The sequence below is a fragment of the Parafrigoribacterium mesophilum genome, assembly GCF_039652555.1.
GTDB lineage: Bacteria > Actinomycetota > Actinomycetes > Actinomycetales > Microbacteriaceae > Parafrigoribacterium > Parafrigoribacterium mesophilum.
Genome location: NZ_JBDJAF010000004.1, coordinates 101,454 through 125,386, shown reverse-complemented (window position 1 = coordinate 125,386; position 23,933 = coordinate 101,454). Strand labels below are relative to the sequence as shown.

Genomic DNA, 23,933 nt, shown 5'->3' with positions numbered 1-23,933 from the left:
GGGCGGCACACAACATATGACGACGAAAAGCCCGAAGGGCACGATAGGCCGCGCGCCGATATCGGCTGTCGCCACCGTACCGGGTGCGATGGGACCGGTTGCGGTTGGGCCCGTTGCAATCGAGCAGACTCTGCGCTGCCGTAGCGCGGGCTTCGCCTTGGTGCGCGAATGCCTGCAGCTGCAGGATGCGGTACGCCCACGGTCCATCCTCGAGCGCTTCTTCGGCGCGGACCCCATCGTTCCGCGTGCCCGCGGCGCGTACCGCGGGGCATTGGGGGAGGTCGCGGTCGCGGCGACGCTCACCGAAATGGGCAGCGGCTGGTTCGTCGTGCACGAGGTCCCGATCGGGGTGGTGGGCGCGCCGGTACCTCACCTGCTGATCGGGCCGCCCGGGGTGTTCACCATCGCGCTGCACAATCACGCCGGGCGCGAGGTGTGGGTGCGCAGCCAGGGGTTCACGGCAGGGTTCGAGAACCACACTCACATCCGCGACGCCGAATTCGCGGCCGACCGCGCGTCCACCCTGCTGTCGGAGGCGGTGGGCTTTCAAGTCAACGCGATCCCGTGTGTCGTCGTGCTCGACTCGCGTTCCCTGACGATTGCCAAGCCGCCCCGGCGGGTCGCGGTGCTGACGCCGCGCCAGCTGCCCGGATGGCTGGCACAGCTGCCGCCGGTGCTGTCGGCCCACGAGGCCGCACTGCTCGGCATGTACGCCGAGGAACGCTCCACCTGGAACGAGCAGCCCTGCGAGCAAGAGGATGTGCGCCAGTACGTGCATCGGTTCCGTGAGCTTCAGGATGCGGTGGGCACCGCCACGCGGCGCCGTGTGCTCTGGACCACCGGCGGCATCGTGATCGCCTGGAGCGCGTTCATCGCGAGCCTGGGCGGCGCCGCGGTTGGACTGATGAGCCTGCTGGTCCCGCACTAGGAACCGAGTTCCGCTCCTCGACGTGATGATGCTCCGCGCGTAAGGGTTACGCATCCTGCGGTCGGTCACCACGGATGATGGCACGCAACTGCTCGATGGGAAGTTTCGGCGAGCGGTCCTCTGTGAGGAGCCCGTTCGCCTCCTGCAGTGTGTCGGTGAGCTGCGTGTAACAGAATCCGGCCAGAAAACTACTCGATTGCACCGCGGCAACCAGTCCGCTGAGGCGTTCGAGGTAATCCTCGGCGGATGATGCGCTGGAATATCCCCAGGTACGCGGGCTGGAACGGGCTGTTCCTGGTGCACCACTCTCGGGCTCTGGCGTGAAACGGATCCCGCCGAACTCGGTCAACATGATCGGTTGGCCACGGTCGGGCTCCGTGGACAGCCTCAGTCGCCGGCCTGCCGGGCCGATTCCCGCCAAAAGTCGTTCCCGCGCTGGAGCGTCCCGATACCTGGCCGCCACGACCTCGGCCGAAGGCTCGTAATCATGCACCGTCCAGATGTCAGAGTCCACGTGCTCCCAACCATCGTTGGAGACCACCGGCCTGGTCGGGTCGAGACTCTTGGTCAGATAGAGCAGGGCGCGAGCGTAGTCCTGCATCGCGGGATCCTTCGCGATGTGCCGTACTCCCCAGCTTTCGTTGAGCGGAACCCAGGTGACGACGCTTGGATGCGATGCGTCACGCTCAATCGCCTCTGTCCACTCCGCGACCGTGCGACTCACCGCCTCAGCCGTGAACGCGTAGGCGCTGGGCGCTTCTTCCCATACCAACAGTCCGAGTGTGTCCGCCCAGAACAGAAAGCGCGGATCTTCGATTTTCTGATGGACTCGAGCCGCGTTGAAGCCGAGGTCCTTGATCACCTGAACCTCAGCGCGAAGTGCATCGTCGGACGGGCTGGTCAAGTGCGACTGTGGCCAGTAACCCTGGCTCAGTACGGCGCGCAGGTAATACGGCCGGTCGTTGAGAAGGAACCGGCCGGCTTCGAAACCTACCGACCGCATCCCGAAGTAGGAGAACACTGAATCTGTCACTGGTGCCGTAGCGGTGGCCTCCGAAACTGTCACCGTCACACCGATGAGCCGTGGCCGTTCCGGACTCCACAGCAGTGCTTCCTCCACGTCGCCGTTCGACTCATCCCACACCTGGAGCGTGGTGCTGGTGCGCACCTGGCGAGCATTCAGAGTGATCGTGGTCTGTCGCTTGTCGTCGGTGGCCAGCTCGATCCTCAGCGTGGTCCCCGCGGCGGGTCTGCCGCTGAAGCTGACGTCGAGGCGCACCGTTCCAGCCGTAGTGTCGGGAGTCCACCGCAAATCCTCGATCGAGAGTTGCGGCACGGCTTCGAGCCACACCGGTTGCCAGATGCCGGTCGTGCGGTGATACCACACCGCGTGCGGATCGTGACGCCAGTCCTGCTTCCCGCGCGGTTGGGAGAGGTCGTGAGGGTCGTCTTCTGCGCGCACCACCAGGATGTTGGGCTCCGCATCAGAACGCAGCGAATCGGTGAGATCCACACTGAACGGCGTGTGGCCGCCCTCATGCTGCGCCACGGCGACGGAGTTGAACCACACCTGACAGCGGTAGTCGACCGCCCCGAACTGCAGGATCAGACGCTGGCCGCTCCCGTTCTCGAAGCCCGACGTAGCGAGATCGGAGACGCTCACTTCCCGCCGGTACCACACGACGGGATGGAATCCGGTTTCGTGGATTCCTGAGGCCGGCGACTCTGGTGGGAACGGAACGGTGATTCTTCTTTCGAACGTGTGGCGTTCCTGCCACTGGTGGGCGAGGCCCTCGTCGTTGTCGTCGAACTCGAAGTCCCAGACGCCGCGCAGGTCGGCCCACCCGGCTCGCACAAGTTGGGGCCGTGGATAGCTCCCACCATCGGTGAAAGCGCTGAACTCATCAGTCTCGTCACGGCGGGGAAGTGTCATGCGTTCAGTGTGCCCTAACTTTCCAGCGCTGTAAAATAGGACCGCTCACACGTACCCGCGGGAGGGTCTTCTGCAGCTTAGGAGGCAGGAGCGCTTTCCCGCACGACGAGAGCAAAGTCGACCACTGCGTGACGTCCGAGTCCGTCGAAGCCGGAAATTCGCTCCTGGAGGAAGTCCAGCGCAACGCGAGCGAGTTGCTCGGTGTCCGCAGCGATCGTGGTGAGGCTCGGGTAGGTGGATGCCGACATAGAGATGTTGTCCCAGCCGGTCACTGCGACATCGTTCGGCACAGTGAGGCCGCGCTCCTGCAGGGCCCGGAGTGCGCCGATCGCTGCCAAATCATCGCGGCACACCAGTGCGTCGAACTCTATTCCTTCGTCTAGGGCCTCACCTACCGCTTGCGCTGCGAAGTGTGACGAGATTGCCCGGGTAGGAAGCAGCAGTGCTAAATCGAGGGTGAGTCCTGACGCCTCCAAGCCCTCCTGGTACCCGATCAGCCGCTGGCTCGACGTCATCGTTTGTCGTCGGCCCTCATGTCCAAGAAAGCCGATGCGTGTACGACCCAGCCTCGCGAGGTGCTGAGTTGCGGCAGAAGCGGCTGCAACGTTGTCGACCATGACATGGTCGACGCTCAGGGGCGCTGTTCCTTCTCCCAACAGCACTAGCGGAACATCCCCGCGGTGCCGGGCGATCTCGCCGGTAGACATGACGGACGGTTGGAAGATCACCCCGTCCACCAGTCCGGCCTCGCTGCGCGACAGGATGGCGCGTTCGCCTTCGAGCGTTCCGTCAGTTTGTTCCAGCAGCAGTCGAAAGCCGCGGGTTCGCGCCGCTGATGAAACGGTTCGCGCAAGTTCCGAGAAATACGGGAGGCTCACATCCGCAAACGCCAAAGCGAGCAGACCGGTTCGTCCGGTGGCGAGCCGACGCCCGAGCAGGTTCGGGCGGTAGTTCAGTTCTTCGATGGCCCGTTGCACGCGGGCTCTGGTTGTTGAACTCACGTGAGGGTAGTCATGCACGACGTTGGAGACGGTTTTCATCGAGACGCCTGCGAGCTTGGCGACATCTTCGAGGCGCGCTGTCCCCATGACCGACCGGCCTCCTCTGACGCTTCGTGCGTGTGAACACGACTCTAGCGACCATCATCTCAAGATGTGGTGAGTTCTTGACTTTATGTTTACAGCGCTGTAAATTCACGAGGGTTCGCTGTTGCCGTTGGACTGTCGTGGTACGCGGTGTGCCGAGGTCCAAGCTCAGCGTGGATACCAAGGCAATCTCACTCGAAGGGGAGCAGTAATGAAAAATCGGATCAGTCAGGGCGCGCTCGCGGTCGCCCTCGTGTTCGCCATGGGGGCTGCCCTCGCGGGTTGCAGCGGCTCGGGAGGCGGCACGACCGGCGATGTTGCCGGCGGCGACTACAACGGGCCGACGGTAAACATCAGTTTCTGGAACGGCTGGACCGGCGGAGCCGCGCCGGTGCTGGTTCCCAAGCTGGTGAAGAAGTTCAATGCGGAGCACAAGAACATAGTGGTCAAAGACGTGCCGATGCAGTGGGGTGATATCGCCGCCAAGATGCCGCTTGCTGTCAAGGCGGGCAAGGGCCCGGATGTCGCGGTCGCGCACGGCGACGATGTCGCGACGTACGCGGCGCAAGGTCTTCTGCTCAAGAGTGATCAGATAGTCAAGTCGCTCGGGTACAACGACAGCGACTTTCCTGAGGGCCTACTGAAGGCCGGAAGCTTTGATGGCAGCCAGTATGGGATCCCGTGGAGCGTGACGCCGCTCGGCCTCTACGTCAACAAGACGGTTCTAGACAAGGCGGGTCTCGACCCAGCCGCTATACCGACGAATAAAGATGGTTACCTGAAGGCTCTCGACGCGCTAAAGACCGCTGGAGTGCAGGGCGAATGGGTGGACGGGTTCGTCTTTACCGGTACATTCGAGTTCGAATCGTTGCTGTGGCAGTTCGGCGGGAGCCTGTTCAACGACGATGTGACCGAGGCCACGTTCAATTCCGATGCAGGCGTACAAGCCCTGACCTACATGACCGACCTGATCAAGCAGGGCTACAGCCCAGCGAACGTTGCCCAGGACGGCAATATCAATGCCCTGGTAGCAGGAAAGACCGCGTTCAACTGGAACGGAGTGTGGCAGACCACTAATCCCGCGCTCTCCAAGGTCGAGTGGGAGGCGGTTCCAGTACCGCAGATTGGTACCGAGAAGGCCGTGTGGTCGAGTTCTACGCACTGGATGTTCATGAATAACAAGGCACAGGATAAGAACAAGACGTCGGCGGCCGCTACCTTCGTCAAATGGATGAACGACAACTCGAGCGGATGGGCCGAGACCGGAGAACTGCCGGCGAACAACGCGGTACGGAATGACCCGGCACTCCTCACGAAGTACCCGAATCTGAAGCCCTTCCTCGACGAATTACCGTATGCCCACTATGAAACGGTCTCGCCCGGCATTGCCAACGCCGAAGCGACGATCACCACGGCAGTCAACGAAGCCGTACTCGCAAAGAAGACGCCCAAGCAGGCACTTGACGATGCGGTCGGGCAGGCCAACCAACTCCTCAAGCAAAACAAGAGTCAGTATGGTGGCTAGCACTCCGACAGTGAGCGTGTCCCCTCGGGGTTACCACCCCGGGGGGACACGGCTGCATCCAAAGACGCTGACCGCGTACCTTTTTCTAGCGCCTTTCCTCATTCTTTTCGGCGTGTTCGTCGTTGCGCCTGCACTGTTCGGCATCTGGATCAGCCTGCACAATTGGAATCCGCTGCTGCCGAGGCAGCCCTTTGTCGGTCTCGACAATTACCTGCAGTTGTTCACGCAAGGATCGACCACTTCGGGAAACTTTTGGCAGAGCATGGCGGCAACGGGGATTTTCACCGCTGCTAGTGTCCCGTTTCTGCTGGTTATTCCTCTCGGCATCGCGGTTCTCCTTAACCAGAAGATCAAGGGCGGAACAGTGTTCCGAGCGATCTTCTTCGCTCCGTACGTGCTCGGCGTCGCGGTCATCGGCGTGATTTGGAAGTACCTTCTTGACCCGCAGTCCGGCGTGCTGAATCACGTACTGGCCTTGTTCGGATTGCCCTCGAACATTCCTTGGACCGTTGACGTGCCGTGGGCATGGATCTCCCTGGTAGGTGTGACGGTGTGGTGGACGTTAGGACTCAACGCCGTGATTATTCTGGCCGGGTTGAAAGGGATCAACGCCGATCTCTACGATGCGGCGTCGATGGATGGCGCCGGAGCCCTGCGCAAATTCTTCAGCGTGACGCTTCCCGGATTGCGCCCCGTCATGGTGTTCGTGACCACCGTGACAATCCTCGCTTCCGCCAACATGTTCGGACAGTCCTATTTGATCACGCAAGGCGGCCCTGGCCATCAGACCAGAACCGCGATCATGTACATCGCCGATGAAGGGCTCTCCCAATTTCAGATGGGTACTGCTTCGGCGATGAGCTATGTGCTCTTCGCCTGTCTCGCCGTCGTGAGTGTGATCAACTTCCGCGTGCAGCGGGAGCGGTCGGATCAGTGAAGGACATGACAGTGTTTGGCAGGTTCCGCCCGCGGCGTCTCGGCAGCCGTACGGTGCTTTATGTTGTCCTCGTCATCATCGCTTTGACGATTGTCGTTCCACTCGTCTGGATCTTTCTCACTTCGTTCAAAACTGATTTCGACGCGATCAACTCACCGGCTTCGCCCATTCCCCATCCGTTTACTCTGGATGCTTACGCCACGCTGAGCAGTGGGCAACAGCCGATCTTCCGCTGGTTCCTCAATAGCGTCGCTGCGGCGAGCCTCCAGACCGTGATCATCCTGGTCACGGCATCCGCAGGAGCCTACGCCTTGGCACGTCTGGAATTTCGCGGCAAGAAGCTTGTATTCGCCGCCATCGTCGCGACTTTGCTCGTCCCGCCAGTGATCTTCCTCATACCGAACTACCTGATTGTTCAAAACTTCGGTTGGCTTGACTCCATCTGGGCGATCACCATTCCCGGCGCCGCTAGTGCGTTCGGAATATTCTTCTTGAGACAATTTTTTCTGGGTCTCCCCGGCGAAATCGAAGAGGCAGCCCGTATCGATGGGGCAGGGGACGTGCGCATCTTTCTGCAAATTGTCCTGCCACTGTCAAGACCGGCACTCGCGACACTGGCGGTATTGAGCTTCCTCGCAAACTGGAACGACTTTCTCTGGCCGATCTATGTCCTCCTGAGCCCGGAGAATCTCACGCTGCAGCCGGGTCTCTCCGTATTGCAGGGGGCGTTTTCGACTCACTTCGGCATCGTCATGGCCGGTGCGGTCATCGCTTCAGTGCCCGTGCTCGTCTTGTTCACTGTCGCGCAACGTCACATAGTGGACAGCGTCGCGAGCGCGGGGATCAAGGGGTGACACAGTGCGGCAGAACCGTTCGTCTCTGCCGAAGGCGGTTCTTGCCGCCCTCGTCGCGGCAGGTGTCGCGGTGGTCATGACCGGATGCAGCGGGACGAGCGGAGACACAACCGGGGTGGCAGCCCCGGATGCCGCTGCGTTCGCTATCGATCAGGACTTCCCCGACCCGGACGTCATTCTGGTGGGACAGACCTATCACGCCTACGCAACAAACTCGGCCGGCGTTAACGTGCAAAGCGCAACGTCGACGGACCTGAGGCACTGGAGCGTCTCCACCACTGACGTGCTTCCGCAGTTGCCGGGGTGGGCGTTGCCCGGAAAGACCTGGGCACCGGATGTCTCGGAGGTCTCACCAGGGCATTTTGTGCTCTATTTCGCAGCGGCCAGCGCCGATCCGCCGCTCCAGTGCATCGGAGTGGCCACGTCCGGCTCCGCCGATGGACCGTTCGTCGCCGCAGGGGATCGACCGCTGGTGTGCCAGAAGGAGGAGGGCGGGGCAATAGACCCGGCCAGCTTCGTTGACGAAGACGGAAAGCGCTATCTCGTGTGGAAGAACGACGGTAACTGTTGCGGCCTCGACACCTGGCTGCAATTGGCTGAAGTGACGCCCGACGGCCAAACGATCAGCGGGCCGATCACGAAGCTCATCAAGCAGACCGAAGCGTGGGAAGGCAACCTGGTCGAGGCGCCGACGCTCATACGGCGCGGCGGAAAGTACGTGTTGTTCTACTCCGCCAACGATTATTCTGGGGGCAAATACGCGGTCGGGTATGCCACTGCTCCTTCGATCACCGGGCCATACACCAAGCACGAGGGACCGATCTTCAGCACCGAACTGTCCCACGACCGGTTCTTGGGTCCCGGAGGGCAAGACGTTGTCCTGGTGCCCGGTGGCGCGGATCAACTGGTCTTCCATTCCTGGTCTCTCACCGACAACTTCCGTGGAATGAACGTTCTTCCGCTGAAATGGGTCAACGGCGAGCCACTCGTCGTCTCGCCAAAGCGCTAGTTCGCCGCGCTCTGCACCCGGTCGACCAGTTCCCGCCACGGGCCGACCACCTGTTGCTCTGGCAGGGTGACCTTCCGCCGGGCACAGGTGATCCGGTACACATAACGATCGGGAGCCGGTGGCTGCTGCTGCGCCTCGTGCCAGGGCAGCTCCCGCACCAGCATCATCCAGGAGTCCGGGTCGTCTTGTTCCTCGATCGTCACTTCCCAGCGGCGCGGCGTGCCGAGGATTCCACCGCTGCGCACCACGCTGATCTTCATCCGCTCACCCCCACCTTCGCCCAGCCGGCGGCCACCGCCTTCTCTTCGGCCGAGCCGGCGCCGTATCTCGCGGCGGCCGCCGCAGTGGTCGCCGCCGCAAATCGCGCGAAATCGCAGTCGACCGGCACCGCCCCGCCGGTGAGGGTGTCGTACCAGATCTGGCCGGCCTTCTTCCAGGCGCTGCCGCCGAGCTCAATGGCGGCCAGTGCGAACGCACGGTTGGGGATCCCGGAGTTGAGGTGCACCCCGCCGTTGTCGTCCTCGGTATCGATGTAGTGCTTCATGTCGGCAGGCTGCGGGTCCTTGCCCAGCACGTCATCGTCATACGCGGTGCCAGGCTCCTTCAGCGACCGCAGCGCGATGCCCTGCACCTGGTCGGTGAACAGGCCGGCGCCGATCAACCAGCTCGCCTCGTGGGCGCTCTGCCCAAGACTGTATTGCTCCACCAACGCACCGAACACGTCGGAAATCGACTCGTTGAGCGCGCCGGATTGCCCCTCGTAGGTGAGGTTGGCCGAATACTGAGTGACGCCGTGGGTGAGCTCGTGGCCGATGACACTGAGTGAGGAGGTGAACCCGCGGAACACCGTGCCGTCACCGTCGCCGAAGATCATTTGCTCGCTGTCCCAGAACGCGTTGTCGTAGTCGTTTCCATAGTGCACGCTGGCCAGCAGCGGCAGGTTCTTGTCATCGATGGATGCACGGGAGTATGCGTAACGGTACAGCGAATGGGTGAAACCCAGGCCATCATAGGCCTCGTTCACCGAGGTGTCTTTGTCGGCATCCTGACCTTCGGTGCGCACAGTCCTGCCCGGGAGGTTTTGGGTGCCGCCGGCGTCGAAGATGGTGCGGTTGGGTCCATCCAGCACCCGGGCGGACGGGGGGATGCGCGGGACCCGCTGCCGCACCGCAGGCGGGGCCGGTTGGGTGCGGCGTGCGGTCAGCAGCGGCTCGTCATGGGCGAGCGCTGCTCGCGCGGCAGCGGCGGCCCGTTCCAGGCCGCGGTCTTCGATCGCTGCGATGCGGGCGAGCAAATACGGTGGTACGACGAAACACCTCATGTTCCGATCGTGCCACCGGCCGGGGACGTTCGGCCGGATTGGGCGGAAAACGTTCGTCAGAGCGCCGTTCGTCAGCCGGCCGGGGCGGCCACCGACTGCGCCGCACGTTCCACCGCCGCCAGCGATGCGGTGACGTCCGCCTCGTCGGTCGACCAGTTGCTCACCGAGATCCGTAGCACGTCGCGGCCCTGCCAGCGCGACCCGGACATCCACGTCGTCCCGTCCGCCAGCAAGGCCCGGGTGACCGCTCTGGTCCGCTCGTCGTCGCCGAAGCTGACGCAGACCTGGGTGAACACGACGTCGTTGAGCACCTCCACGCCGGGCATCATCGCCAGACCCTCCGCCAGGATGCGGGCCTGGGCGGCGAGCCGCTCCACCAGGGCGATCGTGCCAGTGGTGCCCAGCGAGCGCAGCGCCGCCCACACGGGCACGCCGCGGGCGCGCCGGGAGAGCTCCGGCACCTTCTCATGCGGGTCGCCGGGACCTTGGTCGTCGGCCATCAGGTAGCTGGTCCGTGTGCCGAAGGTCGCACGCATCGCCTCGGTGTCCGCCACGATGGCGACGCCGCAGTCATACGGCACGTTGAGCGTCTTGTGCGCATCCGTGGTCCACGAGTCGGCGGTCTCGAGCCCCACCAAGTGCTGCCGGTACACCGGGCTGGCGGCGGCCCACAGCCCGAAGGCGCCGTCCACGTGCACCCAGGCGCCGCGGGTGTGGGCGATGGCGGTGGCCTCCCCGATCGGGTCGAAGGCCCCGGAGTGCAGGTTGCCGGCCTGCAGACAGACGATGGCTGGACCTTCGGCAGCATCCATCGCCTCGGCCAGCGCATTCGCCCGCAGTCGTCCCTGGCTGTCGGATGCGACCACGATGGGAGCGCCGAGCCCCAGGTAGCGCAGGGTCAGGTCGATGACGGCGTGCCGTTCCGCGCCGACGAACACATTCACGCGCGGCGCGCCGGTGAGCCCGAGCCGGTCCAGATCCCAGCCGGCCTTGCTCAAGACCTGCTGCCGGCCGGCGGCGAGGCCGACGAAGTTCGACATCGTCGCACCGGTGGTGAACCCCACATCGCTGCCGGCGGGCAAGCCCAGCAGTTGCAGCAGCCAGCCTCCCGCCGCTTCTTCCGCCGCTGCGGTAGCCGGAGTGGCGAATCGCATGGCGGCATTCTGGTCCCAGGCACTGACCAGCCAGTCCGCGGCCAGCGCAGCCGGCAGGGTGCCACCGATCACCCACCCGAAGAATCTGCCGGAGGGCATCGACATCAGCCCCGGCTCGGCTATGTCGGCCAGTTCGTCGATCACGGCTGCCGGGTCGGTCGGCTGTTCCGGCAGCGGCGCGGCGAAGCGGCCACGAAGCTCGTCCGCGGTGGCCCGCGGACCCACCGGACGAGTCGGCACCGATGTGAGCCAGTGCATCGCGTGTTCTCGTGCACGCTCCAGCGCTTCTGCATAGTCTTCCCGTCGCGCGGACATGCGGTAACACTAGTCCGGTCGGCGTAGTGAGGATAGGTCTTGGCTAACGACGCACGCCACCCCTGGCGGATTCACCAAACGCGATCTATCATCGTGTCCGCCACAGCCTCGAATCAGACACATCGATGTTCTTCCGGAGGTTCTTATGTACAAGCTCAAGCTCCTCACCGCGGCAACGGCGGCAGCCGTGCTGCTTCTTCCGCTGATGCCGGCTACCGCCGCGACCAGCGACCAGTTGGTGACCACGGGAAGCCTCACGTCACCGTTCTCGCAAAACAAACAGAACGAACCGGGACTGGCAGTGGACGCCGCGCATCCAACGATCCTCGCGGCCGGATCCAACGATGAGATCGACTTGGAGGCATGCGCCGCCGACGACCCGACCACCTGTCCGTTCACCCAGGGAGTGGGCGTCTCCGGCATCTACTTCTCGATGGACTCTGGACACACCTGGACCCAGCCCACCTACACCGGGTGGACCGCCCGGGATTGCCTCGGCCCGGCAGAGTGCACCCCGCACGTGGGGCCCATCGGCACTCTGCCCGGGTACTACGAGAGCGGGCTCGTCTCCAACGGCGATCCGGAACTCGTCTTCGGACCGCGCAGAGGAGCTGACGGAAGGTTCTCCTGGGCAGCCGGTTCCCGGCTCTACTACAGCAACATCGCCACCAACTTCGCGACCACCCGCACCGATCAGGCCTTCAAGGGCTCCGGGGCGATCGCGGTGTCCCGGACCGATGACGTGCTGGCGGCAAGCGGCGGTGACTCGAGCGCCTGGATGCCGCCGGTGATCGTCAGCAGACAGAGCAGCGCGACCTTTAGCGACAAGGAGCAGATCTGGGCCGACAACGCGGCCAGCAGCCCGCACTTCGGCAACGTGTACGTGTGCAACGTCAGCTTCCGCAGCAACGGCAACGCCGGCGCTCCGGAACCCGTGATGCTCCATCGGTCAGCCGATGGCGGAGACACCTGGATCACCACCCAGCTGTCGGCTGCGGTCAACAACGCTCAGGTTAACGGGCGTCAGGGATGTGCCGTGCGTACGGACAGCCAGGGTCGCGTTTACGTGGTGTGGTCCGGATCGGATACCCACGGCAACGGGGTGTTCTTCCAGGTGACCTCGGACAACGGCGGCGCCACCTTCACCAGGCCCCGTGCGGTGATGAACATCGGTGGGATCGGCCAATTGGACCCGGTCACCGGGCGGTTCACCATTGACGGTGTTGCCGGATCGCGCACCGACGTGTTCCCGAGCATCGACATCGCCAACGGTGCCCCCACGGGCCTCGGGGCACCGAACACAGTGGTGCTCGGCTGGTCCGATAACAGCGCGGGAACGAACCTGGAACACGCCTACGTGAGTTATTCGACGAACCGGGGCGACAGTTACACCGCCAAGGAGGCGGTGTCCCCCGCGGGAGACCGGGCCAACCAGCCCGCTGTTGCCATCGCCCCGAACGGATCGACCGTGTATGTGACCTACAACGCCTGGCACCAGAGCTGGCAGGACACCACCGCGAACCCGCGGCTCATGGAAGGAGTGGTTCTGGCCGGCCCGGCGATGTTTGCGCTCGCCGAGGTGCATCGTGGTGCCCCCGGTGACGCCCGTGCCTCGAGTGCCAACTCGCTGACCGCAGAGTTCCTCGGGGACTACAACTACGCTGTCGCCACAAACAGCTACGGTGTGGCCACCTGGAACGATGTGCGTGACGCGGCAGATTGCCCTGCCGTGGACGCCTACCGGCAGGCGCTGGTCACCGGTGTGGATGCGTCGGCCCCTGTGCCGTGCCAAGCGCCGATGACGACCTTCGGCAACTCCGATATCTACAGTTTCACCACGGCGCGTCCGTCGTCCTGACCCGGCGTGAGGTTGACCCGCCCGTGCGCCGCAGGGTGCGCAGCCGTGGGTGCTAAACTCGTGGGGTTGCCGTGAAGCGGCCGCGGATAAAGAGAGCTCGGGCATCCAGCTACGGGCACCGCGCAACAAGAAGAGAGGGGATCGAATCTATGGCTCTTGAAGCAGACGTCAAGAAGGCGATCATCGAAGAGTACGCAACCCACCCGGGCGATACCGGATCCCCGGAGGTTCAGGTCGCGATGCTGACGCGTCGCATCAAAGATCTGACCGAGCACCTGAAAGAGCACAAGCACGACCACCACTCGCGTCGTGGTCTGCTGCTGCTGGTCGGGCAGCGTCGTCGGCTGCTGGGATACCTGCAGGACATCGACATTGAGCGTTACCGTTCGCTGATCGAGCGCCTCGGCCTGCGCCGCTGACACTCGACACATCGCGCACTTGGGTGGGCCGTTTCCGTATACGGGGGCGGCCCACTTTTCGTTTAACTCGGCAATCTCCAGGAGGATGACGTGAAAAAGAACACGAAGATCCTCATTCTCGTGATCGCCGCGCTGGTGCTGGCGGCGGTTTTCGCCTCGACCATCGTCGGCGTGCTGGTGGGTTTTCTCGGCGCGATCATCAAGTTCGCCCTGGTGCTGATCGTCGCGATCGTGGTGCTGATCGGCGCCCGAAACTGGATTGCCAAGTCGCGCCGCCGTCCATGATCATGGATTCAGCTCGGTGCGGGATGCGCCAGAATGTGGATGCCGCGCGACACTAGGGGAGTGCGTCGCCGCGTTCTCCAGATCCTCACCGTGTGCTATCTCGGCGCGGTCGGGTGGATCACGCTCGGCCCGCAGCCGCTCGACGAGCGGGGCGCGGGCATGCTGCGGGTCGTGCTCGAGGTGTTGGCCCGTTCTGACCTCACCCGCTGGATCACCTACGACCTGCTGGAATTCACCGCCAACATTGCCATGTTCGTGCCGGCGGGACTGTTGTTCCTGCTGCTGGCCGGTCGCCGGCGCTGGTGGCTGGCGCTGACGGGCGGTGTGGCCCTCACCTGCGCGATCGAGTTCACCCAACTGTTCCTGCCAAACCGGTTCTCGGACGTGCGCGACATCCTTGCCAACTCGCTCGGCACGCTGGTCGGGGTGGCCATCGCTCTGCTGGCGACACGGTCAGGTACCGCTACCTCGGGCAGACTAGAAGAATGACAGCGATTCCCAGCTACCCCATGAACGATGGACGCACGATCCCAGCGATCGGGTTCGGCACCTACAAACTGCGTGGTGAAGACGGCATCGCCGCCATCGTTTCCGCGTTAGAGGTCGGCTACCGGCTGCTCGACACGGCACTCAACTACGAGAACGAGGCAGAAGTCGGCGAGGCCATCCGCCGGTCCGGAATCGACCGCGGCGACATCATGGTCACCACCAAATTGCCCGGCCGGCATCACGGGTTCGATGAGACGCTCGCGGGCTTCGAGGAATCCCGGGCGCACCTCGGCCTGGACTACGTCGACCTGTTCCTGATCCACTGGCCGCTGCCGCGCGTCGACAAGTACCTGGATACCTGGCGCGCGATGATCCAGTTGCGTGAGCAGGGCCTGGTGCGCTCTATCGGCGTGAGCAACTTCACCCGGCAGCACCTCGCCCGGCTGATCGACGAGACCGGCGTGGCTCCCGCGGTGAACCAGATCGAGCTGCACCCGCGATTCCCGCAGCTCGCAATGCGGCAGGCCAACCTGTCTCACGGGATCGTCACCGAGAGCTGGAGCCCGCTGGCCCGCCAGCATCCGGTGGACCAGGAGCCGGCCGTCGTCGCGGCGGCCGAGGCCCACGGGGTGACACCGGCGCAGGCGGTGTTGCGCTGGCACATTCAGTTGGGCGCCGTGCCGATCCCCAAATCGGCCGACCCGCGCCGGCAGGCGGAGAACCTCGACGTGTTCGGCTTCACGCTGACGGATGCCGAGGTCGTCGCCATCGCCGGCCTCGAGTCCGGCCGGCTCTGGGGCGGCGACCCGGAGACCAACGAGGAGTTCTAGCTCCACACGCCCCCGCCTGCCCGAAAGCGCCCCTTTCGATCGAGTGCGCGGGCGAGTACAACGGTCCCATGGATGAGACAGTTGCCGACTGGATGGCCGGATACCGCCGGGCCTGGGAGTCGAACGACCCGAACGACATCCGAGCTCTGTTCACGGAAGATGCGGAGTATCGCACCGAACCGTACGCGGAGCCCTGGCGCGGACAGGACGAAATCGTCGAAGGCTGGCTCGAGGCCAAAGACGAACCGGGAGACACCACGTTTGTGTGGGAGCCGGTCGTCGTCACGCCGGAGGTCGCGGCGATCGAAGCTACCACCGTGTACACCGGCGAACGCACCTACAGCAACCTCTGGTTGATCCGGTTCTCGCCCGACGGGCGCGCCCGCGAATTCACCGAGTGGTGGATGAAGCAGCCGGACTGAACGGACCCGCCTGCGGCACCGGTGCCAGACCTGTCCAGTCGATCATGACGGCAGGTTCGCTGCCCACTACCCAGGCGTCGTGGCCCCGGGAGATCACCAGCGCATCGCCGGGTCCGGCTTCCGTTTCGCGGCCATCGTCCATGCGGATGTGCAGCCGCCCGCTGAGCACGACACCGGTGTGCAACGCATGACACGAGTCGGTGCCGGCCACTGCCGCCAGGTGCGTCGTCCACCGCCACCCCGGTTCGAACGTCACCCGTCCCACGGTGGCTCCGCTCATCTCCACCACGTCGGCGTGACCGTGGTCAAAGCGGCGCACATCCTGTGTCTCGTCGAAGTTCTTCTGTGTGATCCCGTCGGTGATCATGACGATCATTCCTCCTCAGTTGGTGTGCTCAGCGTACGAGCGAGCGTTTGCGATCGGCGTAGGGTGATTGCCTCATCACTTCGGAGCCGACTCTGGCAGCATCGGTAGCACACCGTGCTGCATGGCGAAGAACGTGGCAGCCGCCCGGCTGCGCACCCCGGTCTTCACGTAGATGTGCTCGATGTGGTTTCCCGCGGTCTTCGGCGCCATGCCCAACCGGGTGGCGATCTGCCGATTGGATGCGCCACCGGCGAGCAGGACGAGCACCTCGATCTCGCGCGCGGTCAAGTCCGCGACGCCGTGCGGCCGGTGCGTTCGCGGTTGTCCCGCGGCATCCAACACCGCATCCACGGCATCCGCGTCCAGCCGGCCCTCTCGCGCCTCGGTCACGAGCGCCGTCGCCGTGAGCTTCTCAGGCAACGCCTCGCGGTGCGGGCGCGTCTCGCGCAGCGAGCGGTAAGCGTTGGCCGCGGCGAGCACCCTGGCCGGGAGCCCGATCGCGGCGCCGGAGAGACCGCGAAAGTACCCGGAGCCATCCAACCGCTCGTGCGCCATCGCGCCGAGCTCGCCGATGCGCGCGAGTTCGCCCGGCCGGGCGAGTACCCGCTGCGTGTAGTACGGGTGCAATCGCATCCGGTCGGTCTCGGTCGCGCTGAGCGGTCCGGCCTTCTCCCAGATGGTGTTCGGAACGCCGACCCGGCCGATGTCGTGCACCAGGGCGGCGCGCCGCAGCAGGGTCGCCTCCGCTCCGGCGATCCCCAGGCGGCGGCCGGCCGTGGCGCACAACTGCGCCACCGCGTTCGAGTGACCGCTGAAGAACGGCGACTTCAAGTCCGCATAATCGGCGATCACGAGCAGCACATCGTCGAGCTGGGCGTTCGAGAGCACCACCCGAAGCGACGCGTCGGACTCGATCATCCGGTCCAGGGTCGGGTCGTCTTCCACACTGCCGAGGATTTCGTCGGCGTTGTCGCAGAACGCATCCACCACGTCGGGGGCGAACTGCGTGCCGCGTCGCGCCCGCGCCACCGCGATCGCGGCAGGCACTCCGCCGCGGCGACCGTGCACCTCGACCACGTCGGCAACGTGCCACAACTGAATCGGCCACGGGATGTCCGATCCGCCGAAGCCCTTCGGTAGGCCCTTGCCGTCCCAGCGGGCGAACGCATAGCGCAACGGATCGGCGACTTGGATGCCGAGCCCGAGCCGGGTGGCGATCGTCCCGGTGACCTCGCAGTGCGTCCTCAACCAGTCCTGCACGCCCCGCCCGCCCGTCGCGACGAGCATCCCGCGTGCCTGCAGTGCGCTCGCAGTCGCCCCTTCGGAGCCGGCGTGCTGCATCAGGAACCCGAGGAACGACAGTGGCGTCAAATCCGCGTCGTACGCGTCGGAGCGGTACTGGTTGTCGTCGCCGAACCACTGAGCCACCTCGTGGGAATCCGAGATGCAGCCCACCCAACCCAGCATGGTGACATAGAACAGCCTGGCGCGCTCGTCGGTGGCCAGGCCCAGCTTCTGAGCCATTCCGCAGGCGAGCAGGCAGGCGTGCGCTACGTGGTCCCAAGGCTGGCCGAGACCGAGGTCAACGGCCAGCGACATCGCTCTAACGATTTCCGCGAGCCGCACTCCGGAAGACGCCTGCTCCGGCTGCGCTCGCGTCGGCGGCTCTGCCATCGTCCGATGCTACGCTCGTGCCCACGTGACGAGAAGACTCAGGCGTGACGAGAAGACTCAGGCGCCAGGCGCCGATGTCGCTCGGGCCGTAGGGGCGGCCTTCAGTGCGACCACGACGACGCCCGCCGCGACCATGGCGGCGCCGACCACCCACATCCCGGCCTGCTGGGTACCGGTGAGGTCGGCCAGCCATCCGGTGATGTAGGGCCCGAGGAACCCCGCGGTGTTTCCCACCGAGTTGATCAGCGCGATGCCGGCTGCCGCGGCGGCTCCGGAGAGGAACAGGCTGGGCAGTGGCCAGAACGTCGGCAGGGCGGCGCAGATGCCCATGGTGCAGATGGTGACGGCGACCATGGCGGCGAACGGCGAACTGAGGTACAACGCGATGGGGATTGCGAGGCCGCCGACGATTGTCGGGATGGCGACATGCCAGACCCGCTCGCCAGTGCGATCGCCGTGGCGAGCCCAGAAGTACATCGAGAAACACCCGAACAAAAACGGGATCGCCACAATGAACCCCTGTTGCAGCACCGAGAAGTCGGTGTGGAACTCCTCCTTGAAGCCGGCGATGATCGTGGGCAGGAAGAAGCTGACCGCGTACAGCCCGTACACGATGCCGAAGTAGACGAAGGCCAGCGCCCAGACCCGGCCCTGCGTGAGTGACTGCCGGATCGAGAAGTGGAATTGGGCGGCGGTGGTGACCTGTTCGGCGTCCATCGTGTCGCGCAGCCACTGGCGTTCGTCCTCGGCCAGCCAGGTCGCATCCGCGGGTCGGTCGGTGAGGTAGAACCAGCAGACGATGCCGACGATGATGGCCGGCAGGCCTTCGACCAGGAACATGAACCGCCAGCCGTCCAGGTCGAACAGCAGCCGGTGGCCCTGGGTGATCAGCCACGCCGACAGCGGGGAGCCCACTGCGGAGGATAGCGGCACCGCGATCATGAACAGCGCGACCGCCTTGGCGCGCTCCCGCTTCGGGAACCAGAACGTGAGGTAAAGGATGATGCCGGGGAAGAAGCCGGCCTCGGCCACGCCGAGCAGAAACCGCAGCAGGTACATTGTGCCGGCATTGGGTACGAAGGCCATGATCGTGGCGACGATGCCCCAGCTGACCATGATGCGCGCGATCCAGCGGCGGGCGCCGAAGCGGTGCAGAGCGAGATTGCTCGGCACCTCGAGGATGAGGTAGCCCACGAAGAAGAGGCCCGAGGCGAGCCCGAATGTGCTCGCGGTGAAGCCGAGCGCGGCATTCATGCCGTGCGGTGCCGCGAAGCCGATGTTGACCCGGTCCAGGTAATTGATGAAGTAGAGCAGCCCCAGGAACGGTGAAAGCCGCCAGGCCACCTTCCGCATCACCCGGCGGCGCAGTGCCGCCTCGGATTCCGTGATTTCTTCGGCATTCGCGGACACGACTCTCCTCCCGAGCGGCTCACCGGGACGACACAGTGTGCCCCCCCGGCGTACCTGACTAGCGCTCGTCACACTATGCCTGCAGAACGGATGCTGTCCAGCATCCTCGCCAGTCAGGTCGCGGCGACCAGTGCGGGCGTGGATGCCTCCACGATGGAGAGGATGTTCGTGACCGTGGCGAAGCCGGCGTCCAACAGCGCGGCGTCGCTGGCCGCATCCTGATCGGTCGGCGTGTCCGACACCGACAGCCGCACGGTCTCCTCGCCGCTTTTGGCCATGGTGGTTTGCACGATACCGAAGGTGGCGAGGGTGCCCTCGCGAAGCTGCAGCACGCCGCCGTCGGTGTTCGGCACGTTGAGGTTGAATACGGTGCCCTGCGGCTGTTGCAGCAGCACGGGCAGCAGCTCCCTGACGAACGGCACCGGCGCCTTCCAGAAACACTGCAGTGGGTTCATGCCAACATTGAGCGAGACGGCGAGGCCGCGGGCCCCGTTGACGCCGCCAGTGAGGGCGGCACCCACGGTTCCGGAGTGCAGGATGGCGCGACCGACGTTCGCTCCTCGGTTGATCCCGGACAGCACCAGGTCGGGAACCGGGCCGAAGGCGCCGTGGGCGGCGATCAGGGCGATCAGGGCCGGAGCCGCATCCACCGCGAAGGCGGGGATGTTTTCCAGCCCGTCCAGTTCCCGGCGTTCGAAGCTGATGCTCCCGTCGGTCTCGGCGCCGATGATCGAGGCGCTGCTGCCGCTGGACTGGGCCTGCGGGGCGGCAACAATGACGCTCAAGCCTTCGGACAGGGCCGCAACCGCGAGCTGGTGCAGCCCAGGAGATTCGATGCCGTCGTCGTTGGTGATGAGCGCGGTGACGGGGTTGCTGCCCGTGTCGCGGGCGCTCACTTTTCTGCGCTCACTTTTCTGCGCTCATTTTTCCGCGCTCGATGTCTGTGCGCGCGGGGTCTGGGCTGTCGCGGTCTGTGTCTCCGCGGTCGGCGGTTCTGCGCTCAGGGTCTCCGTACCGGCTGGTGCGGTGCTCGCCGGCGGCGTCGCATCCTTTCCCCTGTTCTTCTCGGTCACGTGCGTGGCCAGTTCGGCGGGGCTGAGTTTGGCTGCCGACTCCGCCTCGCTGCCGACCGTGCGCACCCGCACCAGCTTGCGCAGTCTTGTGATGGCCTCGGCGTCCCCGGTGCCACGGCCGTGCCGGGTCACGTTGAGCGCACCGGCCGCGGCTCCCAACGTGACCGCGTCGATGAGGGAACCGCCGGTAGCGAGCGAGGCGGCAACTCCCGCGGTGAGAGAGTCCCCGGCTCCACTGGTGTCCGCCACCTCGAACGTAGGTGGCGTGACCTCGATCAGTTCGTGCTCCGCCAGCACGAGCAAGGGCCGACCCGCCCGGGTGACGATGACGACCTTGGCGCCCTCCTCGTTCAGTCGGTGCATGGCGGCGATCAGTTGGTCGGTGTGATCGGCCTGGATCCGGCCATCCTCGAGCAGTTCGTGGTCGCTCACCTTGACCACCGTGACTCCGCCGGCGAGGGCGGCGTTGAGCCGGTCTCCGGCGAGGTCGACGATGACCCGGCGGCCGCCGTGGCGGAAGTCGGAGGCTAGCCGCCGGTAGATGTCCGCCGGGAGCGTATCCTTGCCGGCCGGACCGCTCAGAAGGACCAGGCTCGCATCGAGGCCTTCGCGGAGGGTCTGACCGTACAGCTCGTCGAGGTCGTGTCGGGCGATGGGTTCGCCGCCGGTTTCCACAATGCGCACGCGCTCGCCGCCTCGCCGATCGTGCACGTACACGCCGCCCCTGGCCGAACGCTCGACGGCGATGACCCGGATGCCTGCGTCAGCGAGCAGGTGACGCAGCACCCGACCGCTCTCTCCGGAGAGAACGCAGCACATCGCGACCTTGACCCCCATGCGCAGGAGCATCCGTGCTTGCCAGACCCCCTGGCCACCGGCGTGCAGATGTACGTCCGCACCATCGGGATGGTCCTCGACTGTAACGGTGAGCACAGGCGACGGTGCGAAGATGACAACCTCAGTCATGCGCTCAAGGTACGAGCGGATGCTTGTAATGCGCTGATACACCTCGAGCTCGGTGGTCGAGCGGCTCCCGGTGGTCGAGCTCGTCGAGACCCGGTTCCCTTTCCCCGGTGGTCGAGCCTCGTTGGCAACTTCACGCAGACCGACGTTGATCTAGCGTTGAGATGACGGACGTGCGTCGCAAGTGCTCCACAGCCCGTGGTCTGGGAGACTCTAACCAGTCGGCGACCGGATGCCGACGCAGAGCCGCAAGAGGAGAAACGTGGTAACAGGAGCGCTCAAGTCCCAGGTCGACAAGGTCTGGAGCGCCTTCTGGTCAGGTGGTATCGCCAACCCGCTCGAAGTGATTCAGCAGATCACGTACCTGCTGTTCATCAAGCGGCTCGACGAGCTGCACACCCTGGCCGAGAACAGGGCGAACACCCTGCACAAGCCGATCGAGCATCCGGTATTCCCCGAGGGTATGGATGACACCGGCCGTCGTCCGCGGCCATACGCCGACCTGCGCTGGTCCCACTTCAAGCACTTCTCGCCGCACGACATGTTCGAGGTCATCGATCAGAACGTGTTTCCGTTCATCCGCGGTCTCGGAGCGGCCGGCTCCACCTTCGCAACCAACATGAAGGATGCGCGCTTCACCATCCCGAGCCCGGCGCTGCTCTCCAAGGTGGTGGACCTGCTCGAAGACATCCCGATGAACGACCGGGACACTAAGGGCGACATCTACGAGTACATGTTGAGTCAGTTGTCCACCTCCGGCCAGAATGGGCAGTTCCGCACTCCACGTCACATCATCAAGCTCATGGTCGATATGGCGGCGCCGACCCCGCAAGATACGATCCTTGATCCAGCGGCGGGAACGGCTGGTTTCTTGGTCGCAGCGGGGGAGTACCTGCGCGACCACCATGCTGAGCTGTGGGCGGATGCCGCCCTGCGCGACCACTTCAACACCACGATGTTCACCGGATTCGATTCGGACGCCTCGATGTCGCGCATCGGCAGCATGAACATGCAATTGCACGGCGTGGAAAACCCAACGATCGCCCGCCGCGACTCCCTCGCCGAGGCGCACTCCGACGCTGTGAACCGCTATTCGCTCGTGCTGGCGAATCCGCCGTTCGCCGGCAGCCTCGACTACGAGACCACCGCGAGGGACCTGCTGCAGGTCGTCAAGACAAAGAAGACGGAGCTGCTGTTCCTGGTGCTGATGCTGCGGGTGCTGAAGAACGGCGGACGCGCGGCGGTCATCGTCCCCGATGGAGTGCTCTTCGGTTCGTCGAAGGCTCACAAGGAGTTGCGCCGCACGCTCGTTGAGGACCACAAGCTCGATGCGGTGGTAAAGCTACCCAGTGGGGTCTTCAAACCGTACTCAGGCGTATCGACCGCGATCCTGTTCTTCACGAAGACCAGCTCCGGCGGCACAGACAACGTCTGGTTCTACGACGTGCGGGCGGACGGCTTTACCCTCGACGACAAGCGCACTCCAACAACGGCGACCGACCTCCCGGACGTCCTGGCCCGCTGGGAGAGTCTGCGATCAGTCCCCGAGGAGGCTCGCCACGGTGTGTCGTTTCCTGAGGAGGGCGCTCTAGCGCCCGTCTCGAAGGAGGCGGCGCAAGCTCCGGTGGTCGAGCAGAACCCGGTGGTCGAGCTTGTCGAGACCCCCGAATCGTCCCGCCCCCGCACCGCGCAATCCTTCCTCGTCCCGAAGTCCGAAATCGCCGCAAACAACTACGACCTCAGCCTGAACCGCTACAAGGAAGTTGGGTACGAAGAAGTCGAGCACCGTGCTCCCTCCGAAATTCTCGCCGACCTCACGGCACTCGAACGAGAGATAACGGATGCGACGGCAGCGCTCGCTGAGTCGCTCGCAGAAGACTCGCTCGCTGAGGCCCTCGAAGCGAGTTCGGCGAAGTGACTTCGCTTGCAGACATTGCTCTGATCAATCCAAAACTGGACGAACGGCTTGCAGATGATCAGGTCGTATCTTTCTTGGGTATGGCAGACATCTCCGAAGATGGCAAGACCGGTGTGGGGTCAGAGCGCCTGTTCTCAACTGTCAAGAAGGGCTTTACGCCCTTCAAGAACGGTGATCTTTTGGTAGCGAAGATCACGCCCTGTTTTGAGAATGGGAAGATTGCCCAAGCGGCGACAGCACATACACAGGCGTTTGGGTCCACGGAATTTCACGTTGTTCGAGTCGCCACGAGTCGTGCTGAACCGAGGTACGTGCTGCATCTGTTGCGCACCCCGGATGTTCGTGTCTCTGGCGAGCAACGCATGACCGGAAGTGCTGGTCAGCGGCGTGTTCCGAAGGCGTTTCTCGAGTCGTTAGAAATCCCCCTCCCACCCCTCTCCGAACAACGCCGAATCGCAGGCATTCTAGACCGCGTGGACGAACTCCGTGCCAAGCGACGCCGGGCTCTCGCCTTCCTCGATGAATTGGCCGATGCCGCGTTTTCGAGCGCGTTCGATATCCCCGACGACCCGCGCGGACTGGGCGAATTGCCACGGTTAGCTGATTTTGCAGTCCAGATAACTGATGGTGAACACCTGACTCCTCGGCGCACGAGCGTAGGCAAGAAATTACTTTCCGCGCGCAACGTGCAGAATGGCTATTTGGATTTCCGGTCCGTCGATCATGTTGACGACGTAGAGTTCGAGCGAGTTGCCCGCCGATGTCGTCCCACAAGGGGCGACGTGCTGATTTCTTGCTCAGGTTCAGTGGGGCGCATCTCTGTTGTGGCCACCGACGAGCCGTTTGTCTTGGTGCGGAGCGTCGCGTTGGTGCGCCCGGCTGCACCGCTCCACCCGTTGTATCTGGAGCGGTACCTACGGAGTCCGTCGATTCAGCGAGAGATTTTGAAGCGGTCAAAGTCGTCCGCGCAAGCGAATCTCTTCCAGGACGCCATTCGCGCGCTCCCGGTGTTGGTGCCTGACATACGCGCACAGTTACAGTTTGTCGGAAGGGTCGAGAGAATCGAGCGGCTCGGCTCAATACATCGTGCAAGCCTCGCCCACCTCGACGAACTCTTCGCATCCCTCCAGCACCGCGCGTTCTCGGGTCAGCTGTAGGCCGTAT

23 protein-coding genes are annotated in these 23,933 nt (G+C 64.4%); 13 read left to right on the top strand and 10 right to left on the bottom strand.

What is annotated here, in order from left to right; all coding sequences use genetic code 11:
* Positions 1-16: 16 nt before the first annotated feature.
* Complete coding sequence (locus ABFX56_RS13735; protein WP_346233912.1) at positions 17-928, top strand: nuclease-related domain-containing protein; 912 nt, start codon at positions 17-19, stop codon at positions 926-928.
* A gap of 46 nt (positions 929-974) precedes the next feature.
* Here the strand turns inward: ABFX56_RS13735 and ABFX56_RS13730 are convergent, their stop codons facing one another.
* Both ABFX56_RS13730 and ABFX56_RS13725 read right to left on the bottom strand, forming a co-directional pair.
* A complete protein-coding gene (locus ABFX56_RS13730) occupies positions 975-2,861 on the bottom strand; it encodes a glycoside hydrolase family 2 protein (protein ID WP_346233911.1) in 1,887 nt (628 codons plus the stop codon).
* 77 nt (positions 2,862-2,938) lie between these two features.
* Complete coding sequence (locus ABFX56_RS13725; protein WP_346233910.1) at positions 2,939-3,949, bottom strand: LacI family DNA-binding transcriptional regulator; 1,011 nt, start codon at positions 3,947-3,949, stop codon at positions 2,939-2,941.
* 208 nt (positions 3,950-4,157) lie between these two features.
* On the opposite strand from ABFX56_RS13725, the gene ABFX56_RS13720 reads away from it, so the two are divergent.
* From ABFX56_RS13720 to ABFX56_RS13705, 4 genes are read left to right on the top strand one after another with little or no spacing between them, the layout of a single operon-like run.
* Positions 4,158-5,471: an ABC transporter substrate-binding protein gene (locus ABFX56_RS13720; RefSeq protein WP_346233909.1), complete on the top strand. Its 1,314-nt coding sequence runs from the start codon at positions 4,158-4,160 to the stop codon at positions 5,469-5,471.
* Entirely contained in the window at positions 5,461-6,408 is a 948-nt protein-coding gene (locus ABFX56_RS13715) for a carbohydrate ABC transporter permease (RefSeq protein ID WP_428834452.1), read from the top strand. Before ABFX56_RS13720 ends, ABFX56_RS13715 begins: the two co-directional genes overlap by 11 nt.
* 5 nt (positions 6,409-6,413) lie before the next feature.
* Positions 6,414-7,262: a carbohydrate ABC transporter permease gene (locus ABFX56_RS13710; protein ID WP_346233983.1), complete on the top strand. Its 849-nt coding sequence runs from the start codon at positions 6,414-6,416 to the stop codon at positions 7,260-7,262.
* 4 nt (positions 7,263-7,266) lie between these two features.
* Positions 7,267-8,271: a glycoside hydrolase family 43 protein gene (locus tag ABFX56_RS13705; RefSeq protein WP_346233907.1), complete on the top strand. Its 1,005-nt coding sequence runs from the start codon at positions 7,267-7,269 to the stop codon at positions 8,269-8,271.
* Here the strand turns inward: ABFX56_RS13705 and ABFX56_RS13700 are convergent.
* The 3 genes from ABFX56_RS13700 to ABFX56_RS13690 form a co-directional block, all read right to left on the bottom strand.
* Complete coding sequence (locus tag ABFX56_RS13700) at positions 8,268-8,531, bottom strand: protealysin inhibitor emfourin (protein WP_346233906.1); 264 nt, start codon at positions 8,529-8,531, stop codon at positions 8,268-8,270. The genes ABFX56_RS13705 and ABFX56_RS13700 overlap by 4 nt on opposite strands.
* Positions 8,528-9,592, bottom strand: a complete 1,065-nt coding sequence (locus tag ABFX56_RS13695; RefSeq protein ID WP_346233905.1) for a M4 family metallopeptidase — start codon at positions 9,590-9,592, stop codon at positions 8,528-8,530. Before ABFX56_RS13695 ends, ABFX56_RS13700 begins: the two co-directional genes overlap by 4 nt.
* A gap of 71 nt (positions 9,593-9,663) precedes the next feature.
* Positions 9,664-11,061, bottom strand: a complete 1,398-nt coding sequence (locus tag ABFX56_RS13690) for a pyridoxal phosphate-dependent decarboxylase family protein (RefSeq protein WP_346233904.1) — start codon at positions 11,059-11,061, stop codon at positions 9,664-9,666.
* A gap of 145 nt (positions 11,062-11,206) precedes the next feature.
* On the opposite strand from ABFX56_RS13690, the gene ABFX56_RS13685 reads away from it, so the two are divergent.
* From ABFX56_RS13685 to ABFX56_RS13660, 6 genes are all read left to right on the top strand, one after another.
* Complete coding sequence (locus ABFX56_RS13685) at positions 11,207-12,919, top strand: sialidase family protein (RefSeq protein ID WP_346233903.1); 1,713 nt, start codon at positions 11,207-11,209, stop codon at positions 12,917-12,919.
* Between the two features lie 149 nt (positions 12,920-13,068).
* On the top strand, positions 13,069-13,338 hold the full coding sequence (gene rpsO / locus ABFX56_RS13680) for a 30S ribosomal protein S15 (protein ID WP_346233902.1): 270 nt from the start codon (positions 13,069-13,071) through the stop codon (positions 13,336-13,338).
* Between the two features lie 90 nt (positions 13,339-13,428).
* Complete coding sequence (locus tag ABFX56_RS13675) at positions 13,429-13,623, top strand: hypothetical protein (RefSeq protein WP_346233901.1); 195 nt, start codon at positions 13,429-13,431, stop codon at positions 13,621-13,623.
* Between the two features lie 60 nt (positions 13,624-13,683).
* Positions 13,684-14,112 (top strand): VanZ family protein, encoded by a 429-nt coding sequence (locus tag ABFX56_RS13670; protein WP_346233900.1) that lies wholly within the window; start codon positions 13,684-13,686, stop codon positions 14,110-14,112.
* Positions 14,109-14,942 carry an aldo/keto reductase gene (locus ABFX56_RS13665; RefSeq protein ID WP_346233899.1) on the top strand — a complete coding sequence of 278 codons (834 nt, stop codon included), beginning with the start codon at positions 14,109-14,111 and terminating at the stop codon, positions 14,940-14,942. The genes ABFX56_RS13670 and ABFX56_RS13665 overlap by 4 nt, the downstream gene beginning before the upstream one ends.
* 68 nt (positions 14,943-15,010) lie before the next feature.
* Positions 15,011-15,364, top strand: a complete 354-nt coding sequence (locus tag ABFX56_RS13660) for a nuclear transport factor 2 family protein (RefSeq protein WP_346233898.1) — start codon at positions 15,011-15,013, stop codon at positions 15,362-15,364.
* Here ABFX56_RS13660 and ABFX56_RS13655 read toward each other — a convergent pair.
* From ABFX56_RS13655 to ABFX56_RS13635, 5 genes are all read right to left on the bottom strand, one after another.
* Entirely contained in the window at positions 15,333-15,740 is a 408-nt protein-coding gene (locus ABFX56_RS13655; RefSeq protein ID WP_346233897.1) for a cupin domain-containing protein, read from the bottom strand. The genes ABFX56_RS13660 and ABFX56_RS13655 overlap by 32 nt on opposite strands.
* A gap of 66 nt (positions 15,741-15,806) precedes the next feature.
* The gene (locus ABFX56_RS13650) at positions 15,807-17,405 is read right to left on the bottom strand and encodes an HD domain-containing phosphohydrolase (RefSeq protein ID WP_346233896.1); all 1,599 of its coding nucleotides are present in this window, start codon (positions 17,403-17,405) and stop codon (positions 15,807-15,809) included.
* Positions 17,406-17,462: 57 nt separating this feature from the next.
* Positions 17,463-18,815 carry an MFS transporter gene (locus ABFX56_RS13645; protein WP_346233895.1) on the bottom strand — a complete coding sequence of 451 codons (1,353 nt, stop codon included), beginning with the start codon at positions 18,813-18,815 and terminating at the stop codon, positions 17,463-17,465.
* 113 nt (positions 18,816-18,928) lie between these two features.
* The gene (gene surE / locus ABFX56_RS13640; RefSeq protein ID WP_346233894.1) at positions 18,929-19,711 is read right to left on the bottom strand and encodes a 5'/3'-nucleotidase SurE; all 783 of its coding nucleotides are present in this window, start codon (positions 19,709-19,711) and stop codon (positions 18,929-18,931) included.
* 24 nt (positions 19,712-19,735) lie between these two features.
* A complete protein-coding gene (locus tag ABFX56_RS13635; RefSeq protein ID WP_346233893.1) occupies positions 19,736-20,854 on the bottom strand; it encodes a 1-phosphofructokinase family hexose kinase in 1,119 nt (372 codons plus the stop codon).
* A gap of 259 nt (positions 20,855-21,113) precedes the next feature.
* Here ABFX56_RS13635 and ABFX56_RS13630 point away from each other — a divergent pair, with 259 nt between their 5' ends.
* On the top strand, positions 21,114-22,769 hold the full coding sequence (locus ABFX56_RS13630; protein ID WP_346233892.1) for a type I restriction-modification system subunit M: 1,656 nt from the start codon (positions 21,114-21,116) through the stop codon (positions 22,767-22,769).
* Positions 22,766-23,926, top strand: coding sequence for a restriction endonuclease subunit S (locus ABFX56_RS13625; RefSeq protein ID WP_346233891.1), 1,161 nt, complete (start codon positions 22,766-22,768; stop codon positions 23,924-23,926). The genes ABFX56_RS13630 and ABFX56_RS13625 overlap by 4 nt, the downstream gene beginning before the upstream one ends.
* The last annotated feature ends 7 nt before the right edge of the window (positions 23,927-23,933 follow it).